The organism is Streptomyces sp. ATexAB-D23 (assembly GCF_000373645.1).
GTDB classification, from domain to species: Bacteria; Actinomycetota; Actinomycetes; order Streptomycetales; family Streptomycetaceae; genus Streptomyces; species Streptomyces castrisilvae.
Genome location: NZ_KB892024.1, coordinates 180,986 through 196,393 on the forward strand (window position 1 = coordinate 180,986; position 15,408 = coordinate 196,393).

Here is a 15,408-nt window from a genome sequence, read left to right on the forward strand (position 1 = left end):
GGCCGCCCCCGGGCCCGGTTACCAGGCCTGGGGCGGGCCCCCGTACGGGTACTGCCCGCTGCCCGTGGGCGCGGCCGGCACGACGGCCGCGCGGCGCCGCGCGATCAGCGTCCAGGCACCGATCCAGAGCACCAGCACGGCACCGGCGCCGATCCCGGCCGCCGCGACCAGCTTCATCGTGCTGCTCCGGCTCTCGCTCCGCGCGGCCTGCGCGCCGTTCTGGCCCTTCCGCGCCATGTCCTTGTCGCCCTGCGTGACGCCGAAGATCCCGGCGTCACCCGTGTACGGCGAATCAACGGCCTTCCCCGTCACGTTGATCTGAAGCGTCAGCGCGATCGGCTTGTCGCCGTACGCCTTCGCGACCTCCGGGCTCAGCGAGACGGAGAGGTAGTACCAGCCGGCGAACCGCATGGAACTCACGTTGTCGCTGGAGTCGAACCTGTTCCGGTACGCGACCGGGGGCAGCGGATCGAGGGAGACGGACGTCGGCTTTCCCGCGTACGACATGGGCGACACATTGTCGACGTGCCCGATCGCCGGATTGTCGAGGGACATCGCGAGCGCGCTGCTGACGTACTGGCCCTTGCCGGTCGTGCTGTTGCTCAGGCCGGCCGTGGCGAACAACTGCTGCCCCCAGTCCACCGGAATCCGGTAGAAGAGGGTCTGGCCGGGCTCGATCCGGTCCTTCCACTCCCCGGTCTGCAGGCTCGTCGCGTCGTAGTAACCGGCGCCCCCGTGCCTGGTGTTGTCGTCCGCAGCGGTGGGCGGCAGCGGTGAGGTGGACGGCCAGGCCGACGGTGCCTCGGTCGGCGCCGACGACGCCTGGGCGAGCTTCGGCTCGGAGGCGTAACGCAGCTCCAGGTCCCAGTCCCCCTGGCCGGAGGTCGCCTTGGTCTCCCGCTCGACAAGGACGTAGTACGTACCGGCCTCCTGGCAGCTGGTGTTCTCCTTGTCCACCCGCCGGGAGGCGTAGGCGGCGATCGGGCGCGGGTACTGCGCGGATCCGAAGAGCGCGTCACCCGAGCTGCACTGGTCGTCCGAGCTGTCCCGGACGCTGACCGTGATGCCGTCCCCGTAGGCCACCTTGCCCGCGTCCCTGGGCACGACGACGGCCGAGACGTAGGCGTTCGTCTTCGCGTCCAGGTTCAGCCGGTAGTAGAGCTTCTGGCCGGCCTTGATCGAGCTCTTGTAGACCGAGCCGCTCGTCAGTTCCGTCGCGTCGGCGTTGACCTCCACGCCGCTGACCGCCTTGGCGTCCGGATCGAAGGTGTACGTACCGGGGCCGTCCGCCGCGTACGCCTGCCCCGGAAGCGCCGCCACCGCGAACACCGCGGCCACCACCGCCAGCGCCCCCCGCACTCTGCTGCGCTGCCTCATCACGCGCTTCCCCTCGTCATCCCGGCGGCTGCCCTGCGGCGACCGCGTACATATACGAACACGGCCAGCACCGCGGCCATGGCGGCGGCCCCCGCGCCCGCGGCCGCAACGACGGCCCATCCTGCCTCTCCCGCACCTTCACTGTCTGCGGAGGCGGCCGAATCGCCCGCCTTGTCCGCACCGGCGTCCTTCTTGCCGTCGCCGCTGCCGGGCTTCCCCGCCACCGCGGGGGCGTCGTGGCCGGGCCCGGTGCGTTCCTCGCCCAGGACCGCCACCCGCAGCACCACCCCGATCTCCGGGTTCTCCGCGATCTCGGCGGCGTGCGCGCCCAGCGTCACCGAGATGTAGAAGTCGCCCCTGCTGTGCACCGGCTGGACCTCCGCCCGGTTCTCGTAGCGATTGGTCCAGGCGACCGGGACGCCGCTCATGCGCACCGCGGCGGGCCTGCCGTTGTACAGCGTGCGCCCGCTGAACTCACCGCCCCCGCCGAGCGGGAAGCGGGCCGGTGTGTAGAGCCGGCTCGCGCCGTAGGAGTACGTGCTGCCGGTACGGTCCACCGTGGGCTCGTTCGCGAACTCCACGTCGTACACCACCTGCTGGCCCCAGCCCGCCGGGACCTTGTACCAGAGCGTCTGGGACGGCAGGATGCGGTCGCGCCACACCCCCCGGCCGAGCTTCCGGGCGTCGTTGAAGCCGGTCCCTCCCCGCACGTCGCGCGGATCGCCCGTGGGCAGCGTGGCGTCCTTGCCGCCCTCGCCGTACTCGGTCTGTGACTGGGCGGGCGTCACCCCCTGCGCCAGCGGCTCCTCGGCCCCGTACACCAGCTCCAGGGGCCAGCGGGCCGCGTCTGAGCCCTTCTTGCTCGCGCGCTCCACCACGAGCCAGTACCGGCCCGCACGGTCGCAGGTGCGGCTGCCGCCGTCCGAGCGGATGCGGGCGACGGCGGCCGTCAGCGGCGTCGCGCCCTCCTTCTGGGAGAAGCGCTCGGTGTTCGACTCGCAGTACCCGTGGCCGGCGTGCTCGATCCTGGCGGTCAGCGCGTCGAACGTGTCGACGGCCGCCCCCGGCTGCGGTACGGCCGTCGCGGCGAAGTCCGCCGTGGACGCGTCGTCCAGGTCGACCGCGTAGTACCGCTTCTCGCCGGGCCCGATGGTGTCCAGGTACTGCCCCGGCACCAGTACGGGTGCCCGGTCGGCCGTGGCCGCGCCCTCCACCCGACGTCCCTTCAGCCGGTAGCCGTCCGCGGAGAGCTGGGCGGCGCGCTGAAGCTGCCGGGCCAGGGCGTCGGCGTCCGGAGCGTCGTAGTAGCGGCCGTTGCCCGCGTGCGCGATGCACTCCAGCTGCTCGCGGGCCGCGCCCTCCACCTGGAAGCCGACGGTGTCGATCCGCAGCCCGACGCCCTCCTTGCCGAGCTGTTCGGCGACCTCGCAGGGCTGCGGGGCACCGCAGTTGTCCTCGCCGTCCGAGATCAGCAGGATCGTGCGCGTACCGATGGCTCCGTCCGCCTGCTTCGGCAGGTCCTGCGCCGCCTTGCGCAGCGAGAGACCGATGGGGGTGTCGCCCCGGGGCGTCACCGCCTCGACCGCCCGTTTCACGGCATCACGGTCGAGCTTCTGCACCGGCCGCACGAGCCGGGTGTCCGTGCAGCCGCGCGGCCGGTCGGCGCCGTACACGCGCAGACCGGTCGGATACCCGTCCGGGAGCCCGTCCACCACTGTGGAGACGGCCGCGCGGGCGCTCTCCATCCGGGTGTGGCCGGTGCCGTCGTCGTCCCCCATGGAGCCGGAGGAGTCGAGCACCATCACCAGGCTGCTGTTGCCACCGGACTCCGCGGCAGCCGGTGCGGCAGGGGCGCCCCCCGGGCCGGCCAGGGCCGGCAGCGCCCCCGCGACCAGGGCGAACAGCGCCCCGCCGATCAGTGTCCCCGCCCGCGCACCGCGGCGGCGATGGCCTGCCCTCACTCGTGCCCCCCTCGACCGAGATCCCGCTCTCTTTGCTCAAGCAAGCTATTGATTTGCTTGAGTGAACTCAAGAGCACAGGTGTCACGGTCCCGCAACAGCACGAAGCCCCGGCCGCGTCGGCGACCGGGGCTCGTAGCAGGCTGTTCCGTCTCAGACACCCGAACCTGCGGGCACGGAGTCGGTCGCCTCCGTCCACAGATCCTGCTCGGCGCGATCCGCCTGGATCTGGCGGTACACGAGGAGCCCGCCGATGGCGGCCAGTGCGACCAGGAGAAGCTTCTTCACCGCGCGACCTCGTCTTTCGTTGGCGTAGGGGACTTCTGCCGCCCGACTATACACACCGGCCGATATCGACCGGTGACCTCCCCGCAACCCAATTGGCGCCTGTGGAAGTGCGGTCGGCGCGCGGCTGTGCGTACCCGGCGAACGACCACTGGACACCCTGCGCACCCCGCCCGCCGGGACCCGATCGAAGCCGGTTGAACCATACGAGTGGTGTTCATCTGAAGATCGGCGCATGGGCGGCGTCGGTCCACGAAATCGCGGGCCGGATCCACATCATCGGAAAGGTAAGCAAACCGGACCACCTGAAAGTGAGGGGCCATGAGCACCTTCAAGGCCAAGAGCATCTGGACCGCCTTCATCACCGCGTTCTTCGCCCTCCTCGCGTCGCTGGGCCTCGCAGGCTCCACCGCCGCCGCCACGGAAGCCACGGCCACGGAGCCGGCGGCCACGACCCACGAACACACGGGTGCCGCCCGCGCAACCGCACCCGCTCCCTCGGTGCGATGGACCCTTCCGCGTGACCGGGCACTCCCGCCCACGATGAAGCAGCGCATCCGCGCCGAGGCCCACGGCTCCTCACCCGCGACGCGGCACCTGTCCAGTGACACCAAGGACACCGCGAACACCACCAGTACCGCCCGCACCTCCCACGGCGCCCCGGCCGGAGACGCGTCCCTCCTCCCACCCTGAGAGCGCCCCACCTGATCCCCTGAGCCCCCGGCCCGGTACCCACCGGACGGGGGCTTTCCCGTGTCCCCTGCACCCCATGCGCCCCGCGCCCCCATGCACCCGAACGGGACAGCACGGAACGCGTCAGAGGCGTACGCACAGCAGGAAGGGGGAAGGCCGGCCGGGCTCGTTCCCGCGTACAGGGGACTGCCGCACGCAACCACCCACAGGCCGCGACCCCCCAGGCCACCGAAGCCACCCAGGCACCCAGGCACCCAGGCACACCGCACCGCACGCCACCACCCCGGCCACGCACCAGTGCATACACACCCGCACACGCAGAAGGCCCGGTTCCTCCGAAGAGGAGCCGGGCCTTCTGCTGTCACTGTGGGGCTAACAGGATTTGAACCTGTGGCCTCATCCTTATCAGGGATGCGCTCTAACCAACTGAGCTATAGCCCCGCCGCGCTGCTGCGCTGACTTCTGAAGATTAGCGCACGTCGGGGCCAGTCCCAAAATCGATACCCGCAGGCCTACTCGTCCTCGGCCAGCGTGAGCTCGACACCGCCCACGAAGCCCGCCGACAGGTTGTAGATGAAGGCGCCCAGCGTGGCCAGCGCGGTGGCGAGGACCACGTCGATCACCGCGATGACCGAGGTGAAGATGAGGACCCTCGGCAGCGAGAGGAACGCCTGCAGATCGAAGCCGTTGCTGTCGTTGGACCCGGTCGCCTCGCTGATCGTGCCGCCCACGGTGGAGAAGACGCCCATCGCGTCCATCACCATCCACAGGACCGCCGACGCCACCACCGTGCAGATGCCGAGCGCGATGGACAGCAGGAAGCTGACCTTCATCACCGACCACGGATCGGCCTTGGCGACGCGCAGACGCGCCTTGCGGGTACGCGGAGTGGTCCGCGCCCCCGTCCGCGGCTTACGGGCCGTCTGGGCCGCACCCATGCCCGGCATGGTGCCCGGCTGCTGGCCGCCCATCGTGCGCCCGCCGCCGTGTGTCCCGCCCGGAGGCGAGGGGTAGGCCTGCGGCGGGTGGTACGGGCCCGCCTGGCCAGGTGCGGGTTCCCGCTCGCCGGGCAGCGGCCCGGTCGCGTAACCCTCGTACTGGGGCTGAGGGCCCCGGGTATCCGTCACAGTGCCCCCTTGGGAGTCCGTGGCAGGGCCACGGGCACCGTTACCTCCCGCTCCGGAAGCGGCCGAACCGGCGCCCGTGGCTCCACTCACGCTCTACTCCTCGTGCTCCCCGGTCGAGGACGTCGTGTCCTCGACATTGCTGTCGACCGTGCTGCCGGCAGCCGCGTCGGCCGTGGTGGCCTCCGCCGTCACTGCCGCGGTCGTCTCGCCTTCGGCGTCCTCGGCCGCGTCGACCTCTTCGGCCTCGCGTCCCGCCTCGGCGTTGCGAGCGATACCGACAACGGCGTCTCGCTTGCCCAGATTGATCAGTTGGACGCCCATGGTGTCACGGCCCGTCTCCCTGACTTCGTTGACTCGCGTACGAATCACACCACCGCCGAGCGTGATGGCAAGGATCTCATCGGTTTCCTCGACCACCAGCGCGCCGACCAGCGAGCCCCGGTCCTCCACGATCTTGGCGGCCTTGATGCCCAGGCCACCGCGACCCTGAACGCGGTACTCGTCGACCGCGGTCCGCTTCGCGTACCCGCCGTCAGTGGCAGTGAACACGAAAGTACCGGGCCTGACGACATTCATCGAGAGCAGTTCGTCTCCCTCGCGGAAACTCATCCCCTTGACGCCCGAGGTGGCGCGGCCCATCGGGCGCAGCGCGTCGTCCGTCGCGGTGAACCTGATCGACTGGGCCTTCTTGCTGATGAGCAGCAGATCGTCCTCGGACGAGACCAGCTCCGCACCGATCAGCTCGTCGTCCGCGCCGTCCGCCGTCTCACGCAGATTGATGGCGATGACACCGCCGGAGCGCGGGGAGTCGTAGTCCTTCAGCGCGGTCTTCTTCACCAGGCCGCCCTTGGTGGCCAGGATCAGGTACGGCGCGGCGTCGTAGTCGCGGATCGCCAGGATCTGCGCGATCTGCTCGTCCGGCTGGAAGGCCAGCAGGTTGGCCACGTGCTGGCCGCGCGCGTCCCGGCCGGCGTCCGGAAGCTCGTACGCCTTCGCCCGGTAGACCCGGCCCTTGTTGGTGAAGAACAGCAGCCAGTGGTGGGTCGTCGACACGAAGAAGTGGTCGACGATGTCGTCTTCCTTCAGCTTCGTGCCGCGGACGCCCTTGCCGCCGCGCTTCTGCGAGCGGTAGTCGTCCGTCTTGGTGCGCTTCACATAGCCGCCGCGGGAGATCGTGACGACGATGTCCTCCTCGGCGATGAGGTCCTCGATGGACATGTCACCGTCGAAGGGCACCAGCTTGGAACGACGGTCGTCGCCGAACTTGTCGACGATCGCCGCCAGCTCCTCGCTGACGATCTGCCGCTGCCGCTCGGGCGAGGCCAGGATCGCGTTGTACTCGTTGATCTTCGCCTGGAGCTCGTCGTGCTCGGCGGTGATCTTCTGGTGCTCCAGCGCGGCCAGCCGGCGCAGCTGCATCTCCAGGATCGCGTTCGCCTGGATCTCGTCGATCTCCAGCAGGCCCATCAGGCCCTCACGCGCCACCTCGACGGTCTGGCTGCGCCGGATGAGGGCGATGACCTCGTCGATCGCGTCCAGGGCCTTGAGCAGGCCGCGCAGGATGTGCGCGCGCTCCTCGGCCTTGCGCAGCCGGAACCGCGTACGCCGGACGATGACCTCGATCTGGTGCGTCACCCAGTGCCGGATGAACGCGTCGATCGACAGTGTGCGCGGCACCCCGTCCACCAGCGCCAGCATGTTGGCGCCGAAGTTCGACTGGAGATCGGTGTGCTTGTACAGGTTGTTCAGGACTACCTTGGCGACCGCGTCCCGCTTCAGGACGACGACCAGGCGCTGGCCCGTACGCGAGGAGGTCTCGTCGCGCACGTCGGCGATGCCGCCGACCTTGCCGTCCTTCACCAGGTCGGCGATCTTCTGCGCCAGGTTGTCGGGGTTGGTCTGGTACGGAAGCTCCGTCACGACCAGGCACTGGCGGTTCTGGATCTCCTCGACCGCCACGACCGCGCGCATCGTGATCGAGCCGCGGCCCGTGCGGTACGCCTCCTCGATGCCCTTGCGGCCCACGACCAGCGCACCGGTCGGGAAGTCCGGGCCCTTGATCCGCTCGATCAGGGCTTCCAGGAGCTCCTCCTGCGAGGCCTCCGGGTGCTCCAGATACCACTGCGCACCGGCCGCGACCTCGCGGAGGTTGTGCGGCGGGATGTTGGTCGCCATACCGACCGCGATGCCCGCGGAGCCGTTGACCAGCAGGTTCGGGAAGCGCGCCGGCAGGACCGTCGGCTCCTGGTTGCGGCCGTCGTAGTTGTCCTGGAAGTCGACGGTCTCCTCGTCGATGTCCCGGACCATCTCCATGGACAGCGGCATCATCTTGCACTCGGTGTACCGCATGGCGGCGGCCGGGTCGTTGCCCGGGGAACCGAAGTTGCCGTTGGAGTCCACCAGCGGCATGCGCATCGACCAGTGCTGCGCCAGGCGGACCAGGGCGTCATAGATCGAGGAGTCGCCGTGCGGGTGGTACGTACCCATGACGTCGCCGACGACGCGGGCGCACTTGTAGAAGCCCTTCTCGGGCCGGTAGCCGCCGTCGTACATCGCGTACAGCACCCGTCGGTGGACAGGCTTGAGACCGTCCCGCACGTCGGGCAGGGCACGCGAGACGATGACGGACATCGCGTAGTCGAGGTAGGAGCGCTGCATCTCCGTCTCGAGCCCGACGGGCTCGACACGCATACCCACGCCCTCGACGGGCGGAACCTCTTCGGGCGTCACGGGGACAGGGGTGTTCTCGTCGGCCATTGCTGGTCAAAGTCCTTTCGCGCTGCGGCTTGCTTGTACGGCCGACTCAGATGTCGAGGAAGCGGACGTCCTTGGCGTTGCGCTGGATGAACGAGCGCCGCGCCTCGACGTCCTCACCCATCAGCACCGAGAACAGATCGTCGGCCTGCGCCGCGTCATCGAGCGTGACCTGGCCGAGCACCCGGTGGTCGACGTCCATCGTGGTGACGCGCAGCTCCTCGGCGTTCATCTCGCCGAGACCCTTGAAGCGCTGGATCGAGTCTTCCTTGATCCGCTTGCCGTTCTGCTTGCCCAGCTCCACCAGGGCGTCGCGCTCACGGTCCGAGTACGCGTACTCGAAGTCGTCCCGGCCCCACTTGATCTTGTAGAGCGGGGGACGCGAGAGGTAGACGTGTCCGGCCTCGACCAGCGGGCGCATGAAGCGGAACAGGAACGTCAGCAGCAGGGTGTTGATGTGCTGGCCGTCGACATCGGCGTCCGCCATCAGAATGATCTTGTGATAGCGGAGCTTCTCGATGTCGAAGTCCTCGTGGACCCCGGTGCCGAAGGCCGAGATCAGCGCCTGGACCTCGGTGTTCTGCAGGATCTTGTCGACCCGGGCCTTCTCGACGTTCAGGATCTTGCCTCGGATCGGCAGGATCGCCTGGTACATCGGGTTGCGGCCGGACTTGGCCGAGCCGCCGGCGGAGTCACCCTCGACGATGAAGATCTCGCACTTGGTGGGATCGTTCGACTGGCAGTCGCTGAGCTTGCCGGGCAGTGAGGCGCTCTCCAGCAGGCCCTTGCGCCGCGTCAGGTCGCGCGCCTTGCGGGCCGCCACACGGGCGGTCGAGGCGGCGATGCCCTTGCGGATGATGTCGGCCGCCTCGTTGGGGTTGCGGTCGAACCAGTCCGTCAGCTGCTCGTGGACGACCTTCTGCACGAAGGTCTTGGCCTCCGTGTTGCCCAGCTTGGTCTTCGTCTGGCCCTCGAACTGCGGCTCGCCCAGCTTCACCGAAATGATCGCCGTCAAACCCTCGCGGACGTCCTCGCCGGTGAGGTTGTCGTCCTTCTCGCGCAGCAGCTTCTTGTCGCGCGCGTACCGGTTGACCAGGGAGGTCAGCGCGGCGCGGAAGCCTTCCTCGTGCGTACCGCCCTCATGCGTGTGGATCGCGTTGGCGAAGGAGTAGACCCCCTCGCTGTACTGCGTGTTCCACTGCATGGCGATCTCGACCGACAGCAGACGGTCCTTGTCCTCGGCCTCGATGTCGATCACCGACTGGTGGATGACATCTCCCTTGCGGGAGTTGAGGTACCGGACGAAGTCGACGATGCCGTTCTCGTAGTGGTACGTGACCGAGCGGGCGCTCTCCTCCTCGGGGACCTCGCCCGCCTCGGCGCTGTCCGCGCCCGCCGTCGCCTTCGCCGACTCGCGCTCGTCGGTCAGCTTGAGGGTGAGGCCCTTGTTGAGGAAGGCCATCTCCTGGAAGCGGCGCGAGAGCGTCTCGAAGGAGTACTCGGTCGTCTCGAAGATGTCGCCGTCGGCCCAGAAGGTGACGGTGGTGCCCGTCTCCTCGGTCGCCTCGTTGCGGGCCAGCGGGGCCGTCGGGACACCGAACTTGTAATCCTGGGTCCAGCGGTAGCCGTCCGTCTTGACCTCGACGGCGACCCGGGTGGACAGGGCGTTGACGACGGACACGCCGACGCCGTGCAGACCACCGGAGACGGCGTAGCCGCCACCGCCGAACTTTCCGCCCGCGTGCAGGACGGTGAGGACGACCTCGACGGCCGGCTTGCCTTCGGACGGCACGATGCCGACCGGGATGCCACGGCCGTTGTCGACCACGCGCACCCCGCCATCGGCGAGGATCGTGACGTCGATGGTGTCCGCGTGCCCGGCCATGGCCTCGTCGACCGAGTTGTCGACGACCTCCTGCACGAGGTGGTGGAGACCGCGCTCACCGGTCGAGCCGATGTACATACCAGGTCGCTTGCGGACCGCGTCCAGGCCCTCCAGCACGGTGATCGCACTGGCGTCGTACGACGCCTTCACCTCGCCCTGGACGGGAGCAGCGCCGCTCTCGCCGGGAGTGGACGGAATGTTCTCGTTGGGGTTGCCGGAATCGGCCACGAAGCGCCCTTTCTGGCACAGCACAGGCCGTTCTCCGGGCAGGCGGGAGCGGCTGCGTCGTTCGGCTTGTATCGACGAATCCCGCAAGACGCGGGATTGTTCACCAGTCTACCGGTAGCGCCGACCCGAATGGGGGTTTGCGGGTACCTGAGTACGCATGTGCCGCCCTGAATGAGCGCCTGACGACTCCCCATATTGGGGAAGGGGCCTCAAGAGGCTCACAAGGGCATTGAGCGCTTCGGCCTGTCAGCTTCCCGCTACGGTGAGGGACCTCCGGTCACCACCATCCGGCCTCCGCCACCGAGCAGCGGCGAACCAAGCCCTTCCAGGCACCCGTACGCCCCTCGCCCGCCCCCGCCCACAGCCATCGGCCCGCACGCGCAGAAGGCTCGGTGGTGGCACGAAAACCGCAGGTCAGGCCTGGTCAGCCGTAGGTGTCGCCCGGTCCTCTGCTCCCAGGGGCCCGCAGCGGACCGAACCTGCGCTGCGGACCGCCGGGCCCCAGCACCTTGATCATCCGCACGGTTCCGTTGCCCAGATCCGCGTTCAGCCGGGCCACCAGCTGGGGCGCCAGCAGCCGCAGCTGCGTCGCCCACACCGTCGAATCGCACTGCACCGTCAGTACGCGCTGATCCGGTTCCTCGTCGTACCGCACCGGCACGCAGTGCAGGGCGAGATCGTCACCGACGATCTGCGGCCACCGGCCCATCACCCCGCCCACCGCCGCCGGGGTCTCCCAGCCGCGCTCGGTGATCAGCCGGCTGATGGCCGCTCCCAGCGGCAACGGGTCGCGCCCGTCGGCCCGTGCTCCGGAGCGCAGTCCTCCGCCTCGCCTGGCCTGTTTCTTCTGCTGGGCGGCATCCCCACGCGCCCGCGCCTGCTCCTTCGCCGCGCGCAGCGCGACCCGTGCCAGGTCCACACCGGACGGCTCCGCCGGCTTCGCCCCGTCGCCGGCCGAGCCCTTCCCCGCTCCGTAGCCGTTCACGCCCGCTCCACCCCACCGGCCGAGACCGCGTACCGCGTCCCCGCGAGCACGCCCGGCACGTCGTCGCCCACCGCCGCCGTCACCAGCACCTGCTCGCCCGGTGCCACCAGCTCGGCCAGCCGCTCCCGGCGACGCGCGTCCAGCTCGGCGAAGACGTCGTCCAGCACCAGCACCGGCTCGTTGCCCTCGCCGCGCAGCAGTTCGTACGAGGCCAGCCGCAGCGCCAGCGCGTACGACCAGGACTCACCGTGGCTCGCGTACCCCTTCGCGGGCATGGAACGCAGACCCAGCACCAGATCGTCCCGGTGCGGGCCGACCAGCGTCACGCCCCGCTCGATCTCCTGCTTGCGCACACCGGCCAGGGCCTCGATGAGCTGCGCGTACAGCTCGTCACGCGTCCGCGCCGGGCCCACCTCGGCGCCGGCCGAGCTGCGGTACTCCAGCGACACGGGGCCCCCGCCCGGCGCCACGTCCGCGTACGCCTTGTCCGTCAGGGGCTGGAGCGTCGCGATCAGGTCCAGACGCTGGGCGAGCAGCTCGGCGCCCACCCAGCCCAGATGCTGGTCCCACACATCGAGCGTCGACAGGTCCAGGGAACGTCCGCCGTGCCTGCGCGCCATCGCCGCCGACTTCAGCAGCGTGTTCCGCTGCTTCAGCACCCGCTCGTAGTCGGAGCGGACCCCTGCCATCCGCGGCGACCGCGCGGTCACCAGCTCGTCCAGGAAGCGCCGACGCTCCCCGGGATCGCCCTTCACCAGGGCGAGGTCCTCCGGAGCGAACAGCACGGTCCGTACAATGCCGAGCACATCACGCGGCCTGACCTGCGACGACCGGTTGATCCGGGCGCGGTTCGCCTTGCCCGGGTTCAGTTCGAGCTCGACCAGCTGCGAGCGCTCCCCCTGCGTCACGGCCGCCCTGATCACCGCCCGCTCGGCGCCCATCCGCACCAGCGGGGCGTCCGAGGAGACGCGGTGGCTGCCGAGCGTGGCGAGATAGCCGACGGCCTCGACCAGGTTCGTCTTGCCCTGGCCGTTGGCCCCCACGAACGCGGTGACGCCCGGATCGAGAGGCACCTCGACCCGGGCGTACGAGCGGAAGTCGGCCAGCGACAGATGCGTGACGTGCATGGTGTGCGCCGACCTTCCCGGCTTTCCTGCTCCGTGCTTCGTGGGGCGGAAGGGGCGGTCGGCCCCTCCCGCTCCTCGTTGCGGACTACTTCTTGTTCTCGACCGCGTGGCCGCCGAACTGGTTGCGCAGCGCGGCGATCATCTTCATCTGCGGGGAGTCGTCCTGGCGCGAGGCGAAGCGCGCGAAGAGCGACGCGGTGATCGCGGGCAGCGGCACGGCGTTGTCGATCGCGGCCTCCACCGTCCAGCGGCCCTCACCCGAGTCGGCGGCGAAACCGCGGAGCTTGTCCAGGTGCTCGTCGTCGTCCAGGGCGTTGACCGCCAGGTCGAGCAGCCAGGAACGGATGACCGTGCCTTCCTGCCAGGAGCGGAAGACCTCACGCACGTCGGTGACGGAGTCGACCTTCTCCAGCAGCTCCCAGCCCTCGGCGTAGGCCTGCATCATGGCGTACTCGATGCCGTTGTGGACCATCTTGGCGAAGTGGCCGGCGCCGACCTTGCCCGCGTGGACCGAACCGAAGTCGCCCTCGGGCTTGAGCGCGTCGAAGACCGGCTGGACCTTCGCGACGTTCTCGGCGTCGCCGCCGTACATCAGGGCGTAGCCGTTCTCCAGGCCCCAGACGCCGCCGGAGACACCGCAGTCGACGAAGCCGATGCCCTTGATGCCCAGCTCCACCGCGTGCTTCTCGTCGTCGGTCCAGCGGGAGTTCCCGCCGTCCACGACGATGTCGCCGGGCGAGAGCAGCTCGGCCAGCTCGTCGATCGTGGACTGGGTCGCGGCTCCGGCCGGAACCATCACCCAGACGACCCGCGGGCCCTTGAGCTTGCCCACAAGCTCTTCCAGGCTGTGGACATCGGCGACATCCGGGTTGCGGTCGTAACCGATGACGGTGTGGCCTGCGCGGCGGATGCGCTCGCGCATGTTGCCGCCCATCTTGCCGAGGCCGACGAGACCGAGCTCCATCAGAGATTCCTTTAGCGTTGTGCCGATTCGTACCCAGGTCCGAGCCTACGCCCGGCAGGGGACAGGACGCCGGGCATGCTCGGCGCTGAACATGCCCGTCGGGCCCTGCCGCGGCAGGGCCGGTGACCGGGTCAGCCGGAGAGGCGGACCGGCATGATCAGGTACTTGTACGCGGCATCCGCCTCGGCGTCCACGGCCGGGCGGCCGCTGAGCAGCGCCGGCTTGGTGGAGGTCGTGAAGGAGAGCTGGGCCACCGGGGAGTCGATGGCGCTCAGGCCGTCCAGCAGGAAGGTCGGGTTGAAGGCGATCGAGATGTCATCGCCCTCCAGCACGGCGTCGACCCTCTCCACAGCCTGTGCGTCGTCGCTGGAACCCGCCTCCAGGATCAGCACGCCCTGCTCGAAGCTCAGCCGCACCGGGGTGTTGCGCTCGGCCACCAGGGCGACGCGCTTGACGGCCTCGACGAACGGGGCGGTCTCGATCACGGCGACGGAGTTGAACTCGGTCGGGAAGAGCGTCCGGTACTTCGGCAGGTCGCCCTCGAGCAGCCGGGTGGTGGTGCGGCGGCCGGCGCCCTCGAAGCCGATGAGGCCTTCGCCCGCGCCCGAGCCGGACAGCGCCAGGGTGACCGTGTCACCGCTGGTCAGCGCCTTGGCGGTGTCGAGCAGCGTCTTGGCGGGCACCAGGGCGACGGCGGAGGCGTCGGCGTTCTCCGGCTTCCAGAGGAACTCGCGGACCGCGAAGCGGTAGCGGTCGGTGGAGGCGAGGGTGACGGTGTCGCCCTCGATCTCGATGCGCACGCCGGTCAGGACGGGCAGGGTGTCGTCGCGGCCCGCGGCGATGGCCACCTGGGCGGCGGCGGAGGCGAAGACCTCACCGGGCACGGTGCCGGTCGCGGTCGGCATCTGCGGCAGCGCCGGGTATTCCTCCACGGGCAGGGTGTGGAGTGTGAATCGCGAGGAACCGCAGGACACGGTCGCCCGTACACCGTCTGTGGAGATCTCCACCGGTCGGTTGGGCAGGGCGCGGCAGATGTCGGCGAGCAGCCGGCCGGAGACGAGGACGGTGCCGTCCTCCTCGACCTCGGCCTCCACCGAGACGCGGGCCGAGACCTCGTAGTCGAAGCTGGAGAAGCTGAGAGCGCCGTCCTCGGCCTTCAGCAGAAGGCCCGCGAGAACGGGCGCCGGCGGACGGGCCGGAAGGCTGCGGGCCACCCAGGCCACCGCCTCCGCGAGTACATCGCGCTCCACCCGGATCTTCACCGGAACCGCCTCCTGCTGTTGCTCGCTCGCCCTGCTGGCCTTCGTCGTCTGATCGGGCCCTCCACCGATGCCGGGGGGAGGACGCCGGGGACCAGTCTGACGCACCGCACCGACACTCGGTGCGGCTCGGGGTCAAATCGCGGCAAGAGGCCCGGAGCGCTCCGAGGCCGAGTTGTGCACAGGCCCCACTTCGAAACGGATCCCGAGCTAACTATGAGGGGTAGTAGTAGTAGGCCCTGTGGAAACGGTGGATAACGCTGTTTGCGCAGGTCAGGGCCCGTTTTTTATCCACTGGCCCTGTGGGTGGCCCGGTGGACAACCCGGGGATTCTGTGGACACCCGAAAGTTGTGCACATCCCGTACACAGGACAGGGGGGTTTCTCCCCAGGTCTGTCCCCAGCTTTACCCGCGTTCCCCACAGCCCAACCGCCCCTCTTGGTGTGACGCCTTTCACTCGGGGCGGTGACGGCGGGTGTCATGTTGCCGAACAGTGGACAGCGGTGTGGAGAAGCCCGCTCCGACTGGGGAAAACACCCGCTGGCCTGTGGGCAGCCGGTGGACAACGAGGTCCACAGGCTGTGGACGGAAAACTTGTCCACAGCCTGTGGATCATGGTTGACCACAAATCCCCAGGCCCCTGAGCTGGCCTGATGCCTGATGGGCGGGCGTGCCTGTGGAAGCAGTATGGACAACTTTTGGATCCCCAGGCTGTGGAGGGAAAAAAGTGGCCGGATCTGTGGAGAACACCCGTGTCCTGGCCGG

At 69.5% G+C, this 15,408-nt stretch carries 11 protein-coding genes and 1 tRNA gene; 1 reads left to right on the top strand and 11 read right to left on the bottom strand.

The genetic code is table 11. From position 1 onward, the window contains the following. Positions 1-18: 18 nt before the first annotated feature. The 3 genes from B082_RS0121440 to B082_RS39965 form a co-directional block, all read right to left on the bottom strand. The gene (locus tag B082_RS0121440) at positions 19-1,377 is read right to left on the bottom strand and encodes a hypothetical protein (RefSeq protein ID WP_202453842.1); all 1,359 of its coding nucleotides are present in this window, start codon (positions 1,375-1,377) and stop codon (positions 19-21) included. Next, on the bottom strand, positions 1,377-3,338 hold the full coding sequence (locus B082_RS0121445; protein WP_018553870.1) for a VWA domain-containing protein: 1,962 nt from the start codon (positions 3,336-3,338) through the stop codon (positions 1,377-1,379). The genes B082_RS0121440 and B082_RS0121445 overlap by 1 nt, the downstream gene beginning before the upstream one ends. A 151-nt stretch (positions 3,339-3,489) precedes the next feature. Continuing rightward, on the bottom strand, positions 3,490-3,624 hold the full coding sequence (locus B082_RS39965; protein WP_003958712.1) for a DLW-39 family protein: 135 nt from the start codon (positions 3,622-3,624) through the stop codon (positions 3,490-3,492). A 318-nt stretch (positions 3,625-3,942) separates the two neighbouring features. Between B082_RS39965 and B082_RS0121455 the strand changes: the two genes are divergently transcribed. Further along, positions 3,943-4,314 carry a DUF6344 domain-containing protein gene (locus B082_RS0121455; RefSeq protein ID WP_018553871.1) on the top strand — a complete coding sequence of 124 codons (372 nt, stop codon included), beginning with the start codon at positions 3,943-3,945 and terminating at the stop codon, positions 4,312-4,314. Positions 4,315-4,681: 367 nt separating this feature from the next. Here B082_RS0121455 and B082_RS0121460 read toward each other — a convergent pair. The 8 genes from B082_RS0121460 to dnaN form a co-directional block, all read right to left on the bottom strand. Continuing rightward, a tRNA-Ile gene (locus B082_RS0121460) sits at positions 4,682-4,755 on the bottom strand. A gap of 71 nt (positions 4,756-4,826) precedes the next feature. Beyond that, positions 4,827-5,441: a DUF3566 domain-containing protein gene (locus B082_RS0121465; protein ID WP_026250036.1), complete on the bottom strand. Its 615-nt coding sequence runs from the start codon at positions 5,439-5,441 to the stop codon at positions 4,827-4,829. Between the two features lie 93 nt (positions 5,442-5,534). Beyond that, a complete protein-coding gene (gene gyrA / locus B082_RS0121470; RefSeq protein ID WP_018553873.1) occupies positions 5,535-8,198 on the bottom strand; it encodes a DNA gyrase subunit A in 2,664 nt (887 codons plus the stop codon). Between the two features lie 46 nt (positions 8,199-8,244). Continuing rightward, positions 8,245-10,332, bottom strand: a complete 2,088-nt coding sequence (gene gyrB / locus B082_RS0121475; protein WP_018553874.1) for a DNA topoisomerase (ATP-hydrolyzing) subunit B — start codon at positions 10,330-10,332, stop codon at positions 8,245-8,247. 400 nt (positions 10,333-10,732) lie between these two features. Continuing rightward, positions 10,733-11,293, bottom strand: a complete 561-nt coding sequence (locus B082_RS0121480) for a DUF721 domain-containing protein (RefSeq protein WP_018553875.1) — start codon at positions 11,291-11,293, stop codon at positions 10,733-10,735. Next, a complete protein-coding gene (recF, locus tag B082_RS0121485) occupies positions 11,290-12,420 on the bottom strand; it encodes a DNA replication/repair protein RecF (RefSeq protein ID WP_018553876.1) in 1,131 nt (376 codons plus the stop codon). The genes B082_RS0121480 and recF overlap by 4 nt, the downstream gene beginning before the upstream one ends. Positions 12,421-12,505: 85 nt before the next feature. Then, positions 12,506-13,384: a phosphogluconate dehydrogenase (NAD(+)-dependent, decarboxylating) gene (gnd, locus tag B082_RS0121490; protein ID WP_018553877.1), complete on the bottom strand. Its 879-nt coding sequence runs from the start codon at positions 13,382-13,384 to the stop codon at positions 12,506-12,508. Positions 13,385-13,515: 131 nt separating this feature from the next. Beyond that, the gene (dnaN, locus tag B082_RS0121495) at positions 13,516-14,646 is read right to left on the bottom strand and encodes a DNA polymerase III subunit beta (protein WP_018553878.1); all 1,131 of its coding nucleotides are present in this window, start codon (positions 14,644-14,646) and stop codon (positions 13,516-13,518) included. Positions 14,647-15,408: the final 762 nt, after the last annotated feature.

Bases quoted from the DNA above. Each gene is read 5' to 3' on its own strand.
- B082_RS0121440 (WP_202453842.1), bottom strand. From the start codon at position 1,377: ATGAGGCAGCGCAGCAGAGTGCGGGGGGCGCTGGCGGTGGTGGCCGCG.
- B082_RS0121455 (WP_018553871.1), top strand. From the start codon at position 3,943: ATGAGCACCTTCAAGGCCAAGAGCATCTGGACCGCCTTCATCACCGCG.
- gyrA (WP_018553873.1), bottom strand. From the start codon at position 8,198: ATGGCCGACGAGAACACCCCTGTCCCCGTGACGCCCGAAGAGGTTCCG.
- recF (WP_018553876.1), bottom strand. From the start codon at position 12,420: ATGCACGTCACGCATCTGTCGCTGGCCGACTTCCGCTCGTACGCCCGG.
- gnd (WP_018553877.1), bottom strand. From the start codon at position 13,384: ATGGAGCTCGGTCTCGTCGGCCTCGGCAAGATGGGCGGCAACATGCGC.